Origin of the sequence: Cytobacillus sp. FSL W7-1323 (assembly GCF_038595015.1) — a bacterium.
GTDB classification, from domain to species: domain Bacteria; phylum Bacillota; class Bacilli; order Bacillales; family Cytobacillaceae; genus Cytobacillus; species Cytobacillus kochii.
The window spans coordinates 3,144,813-3,157,668 of record NZ_CP151998.1 but is presented as its reverse complement, the minus strand read 5'-3'; the positions used below and the strand labels follow the sequence as shown (position 1 = coordinate 3,157,668).

The following is a 12,856-nucleotide window of genomic DNA, read 5'->3' as shown; positions in this document are numbered from 1 at the left end:
ATCCCTTAATAGGTTATTTTTCAATTTTATTCGGATTCTTTATCTTGTCGATTTTTTCTTAAGAAATAGATATAAATGATTGGAATTAGGCCACAAATAAATAGAATAGCACCCACAATTACTCCATTCATGATAGAAAATCCTTGTGTGAGAGATACAAAAAAACCAACAACTGTTGTAATCAAAATAAGAATTACTAATGAAATAATTAGACTTTTCCGGGGGTTTATCTTATTATCTTCATGGTCTGCACTAATACTCATTGATAAATAGGCTGAAACAACTGCGGTTATTATAAATACTGTCCATAGTGGGTTTTTTCTCATTTCATCTAACCCACCTGTAACTAAGTCATAACCTAAAATTCCAAGAATTCCAATGGTCTGGATGATAAATGCAATACGTATATTTTTTAAATTTTGTAGAACTAAACGTTCATCTGTGATTTTTTTCATATATTATCAGCCTCCTTTTTCTATCCAAAATACTTCATCTAAAGTTTTATTAACTGCGTAACATATATCCAGACATAACTTGAGAGAAGGGTTATACTTACCCTTCTCAATTAAACTGATGGTTTGGCGAGTAACACCTATCTTTTCTGCAAGTTGTTGTTGTGTTAAATCTACTTGTATACGAGAAATCTTAACCTTATTATCCAAATATTGTATCACTCCTTTTATAAACGTAACATATATTTTACATTTTTCAATATATATATTACATGAATAATAGCTTTTCAATATAAGGATAATAAAAGTCCTGGGAATAAATAATGACCTTAACATCTTGTAAAACAGTCTTTTTATCTTTTGGAACCTAAATTAAAACAGTTTTTCTCATTTTACTAAAGAGAATCTCGATATTTCATTCATAAAATGATATGATAACAGAGGTACGGACAACTAGCAGAAGAATTAAGTATAAAAGCATTTTATAAAAAAAGGAGAGTTCATTGATGACAAATAATATAGCAAAAATGATTGATCATACATTATTGAAGGCTGATGCAACGGTTGAGCAAATTAATACTTTATGTAACGAGGCAAAAGAGAACGGTTTTGCTTCTGTATGTGTAAATCCAACATGGGTTTCACAAGCGGCTAAACTTTTACAGGGATCAGATGTGGCTGTTTGTACAGTCATTGGCTTCCCTTTAGGTGCATCGGATAAAGAAGTTAAATCTTTTGAAACAACACAAGCCATCAAACAAGGGGCCACAGAAGTTGATATGGTTATTAATATTGGCGCACTTAAAAGTGGGAAATTAGAAATTGTGGAGGAGGATATCCGTGCAGTTGTGGAAGCGGCAGATGGTAAGGCTTTAACAAAAGTGATTATCGAAACTAGTTTGTTAACAGATGCTGAAAAAGTAATTGCATGTCAATTGGCTGTTAAAGCAGGAGCGGATTACGTTAAAACATCAACTGGTTTCTCAACGGGTGGCGCGACTGTTGCTGACGTGAAATTAATGAGAGAAACGGTAGGTCCCGATATTGGCGTCAAAGCTTCTGGTGGAGTGAGAAGTGCAGAAGATGCACAAGCAGTTATTGATGCTGGTGCGACTAGAATCGGTGCAAGCTCAGGCATTGCTATCGTAAATGGATTAACAAGTACAACAGATTATTAATCTAGTTGTTGAAAGAGAGGCGGACATTCTGAATGTTCGTCTCTCTTTTTAACTGTGGTGTATATTAGCACAACGATATTCACTACTTTTTACGGTCATGTAGGCGAATAATCAAGTCACTAAAAGGTTTGGCAAAAGGTAGAACGAGAAGTGAAGTAATGACATTAAAAAGGACACCAACATGAGCAAGTTGCCTATCAATTTGGTCTGCTGAACCAATACCGAAATTTGTTAGCAGCTCAATAAAAGGATAGAAGAGAAGAACACCTATAATATTCAACCAAATGTGAGCATAGGCAGTTAACTTTGCTTCTCTACGTCCACCGATACTGGCGAGATATGCGTCAGCGCATGTGCCGATGTTGGAACCAAGCATAATAGCAATCGCTGTACTAAGGTCCATCCCACCTGCTGTTAAAAATCCCATTAGAATACCTGTAGTGGCAGTGCTTGACTGGATAATCGCAGTAAGAACAATACCGGTTATTACGGCTAATAATAGACTTTGATCTAATGTAATAAGAAAATCTTTTACCCATGGGGTTTCTTTAATGGTAAAAGCTAAATGTTCAAACCCCCTCATAGCAGCAAATACGCAAGCAATACCCATTAATCCAATGCCGATACTCTGAAAGGATCGCCTCCTGATGAATGCACATAACATGCCGATTATAGCAATCGGTAAAATAAAAGATTCTATATCGAAAGTAATTAACTCCGTTGTGATAGTGGTGCCAATGTTTGTCCCTAAAATAATACCAATCGTTTGGCGGAAAGTAAGTAAGTGTACGGCAACTAAACCAATGGTAATAATCATAACTGCGGAGCTACTCTGCATAATAGCAGTTAAGATAATGCCAACCATCATCCCTTTAAGAGGTGTATTTGTAAACTTAGTTAACCAGCGTTTAGTTGAATCTGCTGATAAATAGAATAGCCCTTTCCGCAATAAAGTCATGCCAAAAATAAAAACAGCAATCATTATTATAAAAATGAGTAATGAAGTCATGCTTTGTCCCTCCTAGGAAAGCATATGGTGAAAAATTGAGGGACATGCATAGGAAGAATCAAAAAATTAAATAATAAAAATAAATAAGACAAACGTACATTTATCTTTAAACAGCGAAAGACTAGGTGAAATACAGTTGACCTCACACCGCTGTTATATTATAATTGCAAAGTACATGGTATTCCATGTTGACATGTAAGTGTGTTGTGCTCGGAGGGAGGGAAAGAGAATGTCTAAAACCGTCGTTCGTAAAAACGAATCGCTTGAAGATGCTCTTCGTCGCTTCAAACGTTCAGTATCAAAAACTGGTACTTTGCAAGAAGCAAGAAAGCGCGAATTCTACGAAAAACCAAGTATCAAACGTAAGAAAAAGTCTGAAGCTGCAAGAAAGCGCAAGTTTTAAGAGAGGGTGTATGTAAGTGAGTCTTCTCGAGCGTTTAAATGAAGATATGAAACAAGCGATGAGGAACAAAGAAAAAGATAAGTTAACTGTGATTCGGATGATCAAAGCTTCATTGCAAAATGAGGCGATCAAGGAAGGAAAAGATCTTACCGAGGATCAGGAACTTACTGTCCTTTCTCGCGAAGTAAAGCAACGCAAGGATTCCCTCCATGAATTTGACAAGGCAGGTCGTGAAGATCTAGTTGAAAAAATTCGTACTGAATTACAGTACGTAGAGTTATATATGCCTGAGCAGCTCTCTGATGAAGAGGTATCTGCTATCGTCAAACAAACCATTGCCGATACAGGCGCTACATCGAAAGCTGAAATGGGTAAAGTGATGTCAGCCATTATGCCAAAGCTAAAAGGTAAGGCAGACGGTGCACTTATTAATAAACTTGTACAACAACACCTTTCATAAAAAGATGTACGGAAAGACCGGAGCTTTCGAGCTTACGGTCTTTTTATTTTGTCTAAAAGATGCCATACTAGTAGTAAGGTTTCTTTTATATATATTACATAGTCACACTTTTTTACTTTATGTAATTATAAATAATCAAAATAAGAAAAGAAAAATGAAACCTTTTCACGCGTCAGCCGTATAACTATCATAGGTATTTCTGTAAAAGGGGGGAGGGGAGAAGAGAATGAGAAAAGCGACAATCATCCTTTCATTTTTATGGGCATTTTTCGTAATGATGACACCGATCAGCAAGGCTGATAACGAGGTTGTGTATGTCGTACCAATAGAAGATACTGTTGAAAAAGGATTGCATGCTTTTATCAATAGAGCGGTGACTACAGCTGAAGAAAATCAAGCAAGTGCGATTATTTTCGAAGTAAACACGCCTGGCGGTGAAGTAGAAGCAGCTAAGGAAATTGGCAGAGTATTAACATCTACAAATATTAAAACGATTTCATTTGTAAATAAACAAGCATTGTCAGCTGGTGCGTATATTTCATTAAACATGGATGAGATTTATATGACGCCCGGGGCTACAATGGGATCGGCGGCGATTATCGACCAAGAAGGCAACACAGCTGACAAAAAAGCAGTTTCAGCATGGTTATCTGCTATGACTGCAGCTGCTGAACAAAGTGGGAGAGATCCAGAGATTGCTCAAGCAATGGCAGATGATTCAATCGATCTACCTGAATTAGGTGCACCAAAAGGAAAGCTATTGACATTAACTGCTAGTCAAGCAGACGAGGTAGAATATTCAGAAGGAACATTTGCTACGCAAGCAGAGCTTTTAGAACATTTAGGTTATGAAGATGCAGAAGTAAGGTCTATCGAGGAAAGTTTTTCTGAGAAATTGGCTAGATTCATTACACATCCAATCATCGTGCCTATTCTTCTTTCTATAGGAAGCATTGGATTATTGCTAGAGCTCTATTCTCCTGGTTTTGGTATTCCAGGTATAATGGGACTCACAGCTCTTGGTTTATTTTTCTATGGTCATATGGTTGCTGGATTTGCCGGGTATGAATCACTCATTGTATTTATTATTGGAATTGGGTTAATTATCGCAGAGTTTTTCCTCCCAGGTGGTATCGCCGGTGTGTTGGGGATTGCTGCAGTAATTGGGAGTTTATTCATGGCTGGGGCTGATGTGCAACAAATGGCAACCTCCATTATGATTGCGGCTATATTATCTATTGCGGTTTCTATTCTAATGGTAAAGGTGTTTGGTAAAAAAATGAAATTTTTCAAAAAACTAATTTTAAGCGATTCTACAAATACTGAAAGAGGATACATCTCAAATAAATCCCGTTCAGAGCTAATTGGAAAACAAGGTTATGCTTTAACAGGGTTACGTCCATCAGGAACGATTGTCATTGAAAATGAAAGAATTGATGTCGTTAGTGAAGGTGGATTTATTAAAAAAGATGCAAAAGTGGAAGTCATAAAAGCAGAGGGCTCGAGAGTAGTCGTCCGTGAATTAACAAATTTAGATAAATAACCAAGTATTTTAGGAGGTAATTGAATGGAACCTATTTCTATTATGACGATCGTAATTGTGGTATTAGCAATTATTGCTCTTGCCATACTCTTCACATTCGTACCAGTTATGCTGTGGATCTCAGCATTAGCAGCAGGTGTTAAGGTAAGTATTTTCACCCTTATTGGAATGAGATTAAGACGAGTAATTCCAAGCCGCGTAATTAATCCATTAATTAAAGCACATAAAGCAGGATTAGAAGTTCATACCAATCAACTTGAAAGTCATTATTTGGCAGGTGGTAATGTAGATAGAGTAGTGAATGCTTTAATTGCAGCGCATCGTGCCAATATGGAATTAAGTTTTGAAAGAAGTGCGGCGATTGACCTAGCTGGTCGTGATGTACTTGAAGCAGTTCAAATGAGTGTTAATCCAAAAGTAATTGAAACACCATTTATTTCTGGTGTAGCGATTAATGGTATCGAAGTGAAAGCAAAAGCAAAAATTACTGTAAGAGCCAATATTGACCGACTAGTCGGGGGTGCTGGAGAAGAAACAATCATTGCCCGTGTTGGTGAGGGGATTGTCTCTACAATTGGTTCATCTACAAGACATACAGAAGTATTGGAAAACCCAGACATGATCTCTCAAACTGTCCTTGCTAAAGGGTTAGATGCTGGTACAGCATTTGAAATTCTATCCATTGATATAGCTGATGTGGACATCGGTAAAAACATTGGTGCAGAATTGCAAACAGAGCAAGCGGAAGCTGATAAAAATATTGCCCAAGCCAAAGCGGAAGAACGTCGTGCAATGGCTGTTGCCAAAGAGCAAGAGATGAAAGCGAAAGTTGAAGAGATGAGAGCGAAAGTTGTGGAAGCAGAATCTCAAGTTCCTTTAGCGATGGCAGATGCATTAAAAAGTGGCAATATTGGCGTGATGGATTATATGAATATCCAAAATATTGAAGCTGATACAGAAATGAGAGACTCGATTAGTAAAGTATCAGATGACTCAAAACAAGGGCCGAAGAAAGATTGAATGTCCTAATCGGACTCACCTCTAGAGGGGAGTGTTGTATCTCATGATTGATTTTTTGTTGGAAAATCCTTTATTATTGGTTTTTCTTATCGGGATCATTACTTCCTTATTTGGTAAGAAAGTAAATGACCAGCAGTCAGACAAACAGAAGCAGCCACGTGGAAAGTCTGTCGAAGAGCAAGAAGAAGCTAGGCGTCAGATGATGGATGCAGAGAAACAAGAAGAAGGGCCACCTGTTTATGATCGCAACGAAGAGAAGTTAAAACGCTACGCGAAGGCTACTATGCAAGAAGCTGGTGTAGAAGTCTCGGATCGTAAAAAAGAAGCAGAAGAGCGACTGGCTGATTTAAGAAAACAAAAAGAAGAAGCGCAAAAACGAGCAAGTGCCTTCCTTTCAGCAACAAAAAATAAAAATGTGGCCAATAACAATGTAGATCAACCTAGTATGAGAGTCTCTAATAAACAATTAGTTGACGCGGTTGTTTGGTCAGAAATTCTCGGACAACCGAGATCAAGGAACCCACATCGAACGATGAAAAGAAAATAAAATTTGCTGTTGAATTCAGTGCTAGAACCATCCTTTCTCTCATACATATGAGATGAAAGGGGGTTCTTTTTTTATGGCAAAAAAATGGGGAGAACGACTAAGAAGCTGGATGACAAAAAATATGGAACTTCCTCAAGATGTCATGATGGATTTGCCCCGCATTACTATGATTGGACAAATTCATATTTATATTGAGAACCACCGCGGTTTACTTGGTTTTTCAGATAAAGAAGTAAGGTTGTTACTAGAGCATGGTCAACTGCTCATTAAAGGGAATAACTTTGTTATTAAAACAATTATGCCTGAAGAAATCTTATTGCAAGGAACAATTGATCAAGTTCTTTTTGTAGCTGAGTAAATTTGATGTGGGAAGGGTCGCTATTCTATTACAAGGTTAGCGATTTCCACCTGCTCAAATATGAGGAGGATAAGATGAAAAATCAATGGCTCTTTTTTTTAAAAGGAATCGTCACAGTTAGGACAAGCGGTAGAGGAAGTGAAAGATTTTTAAATACTTTAACGAGAGCTGGTGTATCCATTTGGAATGTTAAAGCCCATGGAAGCCAAGTGCTTACATTTCAAATGAAATTAGATGATTTACCGACTTTAAGACAATATGCAAGAAGTGCCGACTGCAAATTTGAGTTTGTCGGCCGCAAAGGATTGCCCTTCATGAAAAAGCGTATGCTAAGGAATAGTGGATTCTTATTAGGGGCAATAGCTTTCTTAGTTGTAGTTATTTTGTTGTCAAACATGGTATGGGGGATCGAAATTAAAGGAGCAAATCCAGCAACAGAATATAAGATGGAAAAAGAGTTAGAGAAAATTGGTGTAAAAAAAGGAAAGCTACAATTCTTTATAGATACACCTGAAGGTATACAACGGTATTTAACAGAAAATGTGAATGAAATTACTTGGGTCGGTGTGGAGTTGAAAGGGACAACCTATCATCTTCAAGTGGTAGAAAAAAATGAACCAAAGAAAACAGAGTTATTAAGTCCGCAGCATTTAGTGGCAAAGAAAAAAGGAACCATTATCGGTATGTTTATTGAAGAGGGAGAAGCAAAGGCGAAAATTAATGACTTTGTAAAACCAGGTCAATTATTAGTTTCAGGCCTAATTGGAAATGATGAAAGAAAGAAGATAGTGCCTGCCAAAGGGGAAGTATTAGCGGAAACGTGGTATAAAGCGAATGTAGCTTATCCATTAGAGAAAAAGTCCAAAGTATACACTGGTGATCAAAAAGTGAAAAATATATTGGAGCTTGGATCATTAAAGATTCCTTTTTGGGGCTTTGGAAATATAGGTTTTGACCACTATGTAAAGGAAGAGGACAAGCGGCAAGTTAAATTTCTAAAATGGGAGTTACCGATTGCAGTTACAAAAAACATCTACAGAGAAGCAGAAGAGATGACACAAGTTTATACAGAAAAAGAGGCGATTGTAGAAGCGAAGAAATTAGCTAGAAGTAAAATTAAAAAGCAGCTAGATGAAGATGCTACCATTAAAGGGGAAAATGTTTTGCACCAAACGATAGAGAATGGTAAAGTTAAATTATCAATACATTTCCAAATTATTGAGAATATTGCTGAGGAACAACCAATAATCCAAGGAGATAAAGAATGACAGAAGATTTAAAGACATTAAATGTACAATTTGAAAACCCAAATGAAGCCATTGCCCTCTTAGGTAATGGTGACACAAATATTAAACTAATTGAACAACAGTTATCGGTATCAATTGTAACAAGAGGCGAATCTGTTTATGTATCAGGTGAGAAAGAAACTGTGGCCATTGCAGGTGACGTAATTGAGCAACTTCTTTACGTTATTAGAAAAGGTATTCAAATTAGTGGTAGGGATATTATTTACGCATTAGAGATGGCAAGGAAAGGTACACTAGAATATTTCAAAGAACTTTATGAAGAAGAAATAATGAAAAATGCAAAAGGTAAATCGATTCGAGTTAAAACCTTAGGTCAGCGCCAATATATTATGTCTATGAGACAGAAAGATTTAGTTTTTGGTATTGGTCCTGCAGGAACGGGAAAAACCTACTTAGCTGTTGTAATGGCAGTGAATGCCCTTAAGAATGGACAAGTGAAAAAAATTATTCTTACTCGTCCAGCTGTAGAAGCAGGAGAGAGTTTAGGGTTTTTACCAGGTGACTTAAAGGAAAAGGTCGATCCGTATTTACGTCCTTTGTATGATGCGCTTCATGATATACTTGGAGCAGAGCATACAGAAAGGTTAATTGAAAGAGGAACAATTGAAATTGCCCCACTTGCTTATATGAGGGGACGTACGTTAGATGATGCTTATGTTATTTTAGATGAAGCGCAAAACGCAACACAAGCGCAAATGAAAATGTTCTTAACACGTTTAGGTTTTGGATCAAAAATGGTTATTACTGGTGACAAAAGCCAAATCGACCTTCCTCGTGGGGCTAGATCGGGTCTCGTGGTAAGTGAACAAATATTAAATGGTGTTTCTGGAATTGGTTTTATTCATTTAGAACAAAGTGACGTTGTCAGACACCCGCTTGTTGCAAAAATCATTCAAGCATACGAAGAAAATGCTGAATAAATGGCTGTTTTAGCAACACAATCAGGAACAAATTCTGCTTTTTGAATCAGAGTTTGTTCTTTTTTATCGTGAACTATAAATGATCCGACATTATGATTATTTTAATGATACATATCTTATTAAAATAATCATAAATGGGAAGAACTTGTAAGGTGAAATGCTTAAGCCAAAAGTGGGGTATGTGACGATATGTAAAGGAATAATACTCGCTCTTTCTTGATTTCTGCTGACAATCTCTCGAGCTAGGAGTGATTGTTATTTGGAGTATATGGAAGAATAGGGTAAGATAAGGATGATTACATATTGTCATCAATTAAAAATATTAGTGTAATTTTGAAAAAAAACTGTTATGATTTTACATAATTAAGGAAGAAAAGAATTTCTCAGAGATACTTAGGATTGGAGGTCTCGTTAATGGATAAACTCCATCACTACATACATAAAATTAGAAATTTATTAAAAATGACATTTGTGAGGGTTTTGCTCTTTGTTCTACTTGGAATCATTATGTACGCAACAATGTTTTCAAATGTACGGCCAGAGAAATTGGAATTAAGTCTTTTTTCTGTAGCAGAGCAAACGATTCGTTCGCCGGTTACGATTGAAGACAAAGAAAGTACCGAAAAGAAAAAGAAAGAAGCTGAAAACCAGGTTGAGGACGTTTATGTTGTAAAAAAAGAAATTGCACAAAACCGAGTGGATCTCATAACATCAATTTTTGATACCGTTTCTGCAGTAAATGAAGAAGCAGCGGAGGAAAACGAGCAAGCTTCAGAAAAGGCGAAAGAAAGTGAAAAGGATGAAAAACCAAAGCTTGTTAGTCTTGATGAGAAACTTGAGCGCACAAAATCACAATTAACAGAAGAAGTAACGAAGGAAATCTCAGATAGCGTATTGAGAACGTTATTAGAAGCCAGCCCTAATCAATTATCAATTGCAAAAGATGTTACAATTACAGAGATTAATCACGTTATGCAACAAAGGATCCCTGCTGATGGGGTAGAGAATGCTAAAAAACGTGTGCAAGATCAAATTAGCTTAACATCACTCAACAATACTTTAAAAACTGCGATGGTGGAGCTTGGTAGGTATGCTATTTACCAGAATGAATTTTACGCTCCGGAGGAAACGCAAGAGAAACGACAAACAGCTGTTGAATCTGTTGAACCAGTCAAAATATTACAAGGGCAAATACTTGTTGAGCAAAATCAACTCATAAGTAGGGAAGTCTATCGTCAACTTGAACTAGTAGGCATGTTAGATAATGAGAATTCTATCCAACCATTTATTGGACTAGCGCTAGTTGTTCTCATCATTCTAGCAGCCACATATTATTATTTTTATGAGCTTGATAAGCCACAAGAAGTAAAGCAAAATTTCTTATTAGTCTATAGTATTGTTTTCATCATTTCCTTACTACTAATGAAGGGGATTAGCTATATACAGGCATTTGAGTATTCTGATATACTCTATATATTTCCTGCTGCAATGGGTTCGATGTTGATTAAAATACTTATTAGTGAAAAACTTGCCCTTTATTATTCAGTAATTATTGCTATTTGTGGCTCCCTTATCTTTAATGGGTCTATTACTGGAAGTTTTCATGTGACTGCTGCCATTTATATAACTTGCAGTGGAATAGCGGGCGTATTATTTTTAAGTAAACAAAACCAACGATCAAAAATTTTACAAGCTGGCTTACTTGTTTCCGTTGTAAATATTCTAGTGATTTTAGCACTGCTATTGCTAAGAAATGGTCAAGTGGATCTTGTAGAGTACAGTTTTTATATGGTTTCTGGATTTATATCAGCCATTTCCGCAGCTGTTTTAACAATCGGGTTCTTGCCATTTTTTGAGGCAGGCTTCGGTATTCTTTCTGCAATGAAGCTAATAGAGCTATCGAGCCCTAATCATCCGCTCTTAAGAAAGATTTTAACAGAGGCGCCTGGAACATATCACCATAGTGTAATGGTTGCTAATCTGTCAGACTCTGCCTGTGAAGCTATTGGTGCCAATGGACTTCTAGCGAGAGTTGGTTGCTATTATCACGACATAGGGAAGACAAAAAGGCCACAATTCTTTATCGAAAACCAAATAAACATAGACAACCCACATGATAAGCTGCCACCATTGACGAGTAAAAATATTATTATTGCACATGCGCAAGATGGTGCTGATTTGTTAAGAAAGCATAAAATGCCAAAAGAAATTATTGACATTGCTGAACAACATCATGGCACGACTTTACTTAAATTCTTTTACTACAAAGCAAAAGAAAGTGGAGTTGAAGTGAAAGAGGAGGATTTTCGCTATCCTGGTCCAAAGGCACAAACAAAGGAATCGGCTGTGATCGGTATAGCTGATAGCGTTGAGGCAGCTGTGCGCTCTATGTCTCATCCTACTCCAGAACAAATTGATGGTCTTATTCGTAAAATCATTGCTGACCGACTGCAAGATGGGCAGTTAAACGAATGTGATTTAACATTAAAAGAGTTAGAGGTTGTAGCAAAATCATTTAATGAAACATTGAATGGTATTTTCCATTCACGAATTGAATATCCAGAAATGACGAATCAGAAGGTGACACAAGCATGACATTACACATTGACTTTATTGATGAAACAGAAGGACTTACAGAAATGCAAACAAGAGAGATTGAAAACCTTCTACAATTTGCAGCTGTAAAAGAAGTGGTTGAAGAAGATACGGAGATTTCTATTACGTTTGTTGAAAATGAGCGCATACAAGAAATCAATCGTGAATATAGAAATAAAGACAAGGCTACAGATGTGATTTCATTTGCAATGGAAGAAATGGGGGAAGGGGAAATCCCTCTTATCGGAGAAGGGTTGCCTCGCATGTTAGGCGATATTATCATCTCTATTCCTAAAGCAGTGGAACAAGCAGAAGAGTATGGACATAGTTTTATGAGAGAATTAGGATTTTTATCTGTACATGGTTTCCTACATTTACTTGGATATGACCATGAAACAACCGAGGAGGAGAAAATAATGTTTACTCGGCAAAAGGAAATTTTAGATGAATTCGGATTACAGAGATAAAAATTCACGTAAAAAACAATCATTAGTCTCGTCATTTTATTTTGCATTTATCGGGGTCATTACCGCTTTAAAAGCGGAACGAAACTTGAAAATCCACTTTGTGATGACAGTACTAGTCATTTTTTTCGGTATTATTTTTGAATTGACTAAAACAGAATGGCTGTTGATAAGTTTTGCAATAGCTGGGATGATTGCACTTGAGTTAATGAATACAGCTATAGAGCGTGTCGTTGATCTTGTGACAACAGAGCAGCATCCTTTGGCGAAGCAAGCAAAAGATATTGCAGCTGGAGCAGTTCTTATTTATGCCGTTTTAACCGTGATCATTGGCCTTTCTATTTTTTTACCAAAGATCCTTTAAGTGTATAGCCGCAATTGCGGTTATATGCTTTTTTGTTTTTTAAAACCATTTGCTTTATTTGTTTTAAATAAGTACAAGATAGTATAAAAATTAGTTTGATTCATGAAAAATAGATTTTCATTTTCTTGATTTCAGTGAAATGAAGATAAAACCGTTTGTATAGTAAGCATGATTAAGCTAAAATGACAGAGCATAAGAAATTTATTAAATGGGCTTATTTACTGAAAATTCAATTA

15 protein-coding genes are annotated in these 12,856 nt (G+C 36.5%); 12 read left to right on the top strand and 3 right to left on the bottom strand.

Features of this window, described 5'->3' with window-relative positions; translation table 11 throughout:
* Window positions 1-26: 26 nt before the first annotated feature.
* Both MKX67_RS15975 and MKX67_RS15970 read right to left on the bottom strand, forming a co-directional pair.
* The gene (locus MKX67_RS15975; protein ID WP_342488452.1) at window positions 27-455 is read right to left on the bottom strand and encodes a hypothetical protein; all 429 of its coding nucleotides are present in this window, start codon (window positions 453-455) and stop codon (window positions 27-29) included.
* Window positions 456-461: 6 nt separating this feature from the next.
* Window positions 462-662 (bottom strand): helix-turn-helix transcriptional regulator, encoded by a 201-nt coding sequence (locus MKX67_RS15970; RefSeq protein ID WP_157733932.1) that lies wholly within the window; start codon window positions 660-662, stop codon window positions 462-464.
* A gap of 296 nt (window positions 663-958) precedes the next feature.
* Between MKX67_RS15970 and deoC the strand changes: the two genes are divergently transcribed.
* Window positions 959-1,630 (top strand): deoxyribose-phosphate aldolase, encoded by a 672-nt coding sequence (gene deoC / locus MKX67_RS15965; RefSeq protein ID WP_342488451.1) that lies wholly within the window; start codon window positions 959-961, stop codon window positions 1,628-1,630.
* An 82-nt stretch (window positions 1,631-1,712) separates the two neighbouring features.
* Here the strand turns inward: deoC and MKX67_RS15960 are convergent, their stop codons facing one another.
* Window positions 1,713-2,639, bottom strand: coding sequence for a Na/Pi symporter (locus MKX67_RS15960; RefSeq protein WP_095372516.1), 927 nt, complete (start codon window positions 2,637-2,639; stop codon window positions 1,713-1,715).
* A 229-nt stretch (window positions 2,640-2,868) separates the two neighbouring features.
* Between MKX67_RS15960 and rpsU the strand changes: the two genes are divergently transcribed.
* From rpsU to MKX67_RS15905, 11 genes are all read left to right on the top strand, one after another.
* Window positions 2,869-3,042 (top strand): 30S ribosomal protein S21, encoded by a 174-nt coding sequence (gene rpsU / locus MKX67_RS15955; RefSeq protein ID WP_066201342.1) that lies wholly within the window; start codon window positions 2,869-2,871, stop codon window positions 3,040-3,042.
* Window positions 3,043-3,058: 16 nt separating this feature from the next.
* Entirely contained in the window at window positions 3,059-3,502 is a 444-nt protein-coding gene (locus tag MKX67_RS15950) for a GatB/YqeY domain-containing protein (protein WP_095372517.1), read from the top strand.
* Window positions 3,503-3,728: 226 nt separating this feature from the next.
* A complete protein-coding gene (locus MKX67_RS15945; RefSeq protein ID WP_095372518.1) occupies window positions 3,729-5,045 on the top strand; it encodes a nodulation protein NfeD in 1,317 nt (438 codons plus the stop codon).
* 24 nt (window positions 5,046-5,069) lie between these two features.
* A complete protein-coding gene (floA, locus tag MKX67_RS15940; RefSeq protein WP_095372519.1) occupies window positions 5,070-6,065 on the top strand; it encodes a flotillin-like protein FloA in 996 nt (331 codons plus the stop codon).
* A 43-nt stretch (window positions 6,066-6,108) separates the two neighbouring features.
* Window positions 6,109-6,612 (top strand): hypothetical protein, encoded by a 504-nt coding sequence (locus tag MKX67_RS15935; RefSeq protein ID WP_095372520.1) that lies wholly within the window; start codon window positions 6,109-6,111, stop codon window positions 6,610-6,612.
* 73 nt (window positions 6,613-6,685) lie between these two features.
* Window positions 6,686-6,970: a sporulation protein YqfC gene (gene yqfC, locus MKX67_RS15930; protein WP_095372521.1), complete on the top strand. Its 285-nt coding sequence runs from the start codon at window positions 6,686-6,688 to the stop codon at window positions 6,968-6,970.
* Window positions 6,971-7,044: 74 nt separating this feature from the next.
* A complete protein-coding gene (gene yqfD / locus MKX67_RS15925) occupies window positions 7,045-8,238 on the top strand; it encodes a sporulation protein YqfD (RefSeq protein WP_095372522.1) in 1,194 nt (397 codons plus the stop codon).
* On the top strand, window positions 8,235-9,197 hold the full coding sequence (locus MKX67_RS15920; RefSeq protein ID WP_342488450.1) for a PhoH family protein: 963 nt from the start codon (window positions 8,235-8,237) through the stop codon (window positions 9,195-9,197). Before yqfD ends, MKX67_RS15920 begins: the two co-directional genes overlap by 4 nt.
* Window positions 9,198-9,611: 414 nt before the next feature.
* A complete protein-coding gene (locus MKX67_RS15915; protein ID WP_095372524.1) occupies window positions 9,612-11,792 on the top strand; it encodes an HD family phosphohydrolase in 2,181 nt (726 codons plus the stop codon).
* Window positions 11,789-12,259, top strand: coding sequence for an rRNA maturation RNase YbeY (ybeY, locus tag MKX67_RS15910; RefSeq protein WP_340975640.1), 471 nt, complete (start codon window positions 11,789-11,791; stop codon window positions 12,257-12,259). The genes MKX67_RS15915 and ybeY overlap by 4 nt, the downstream gene beginning before the upstream one ends.
* Complete coding sequence (locus MKX67_RS15905; RefSeq protein ID WP_095372526.1) at window positions 12,237-12,620, top strand: diacylglycerol kinase family protein; 384 nt, start codon at window positions 12,237-12,239, stop codon at window positions 12,618-12,620. The genes ybeY and MKX67_RS15905 overlap by 23 nt, the downstream gene beginning before the upstream one ends.
* Window positions 12,621-12,856: the final 236 nt, after the last annotated feature.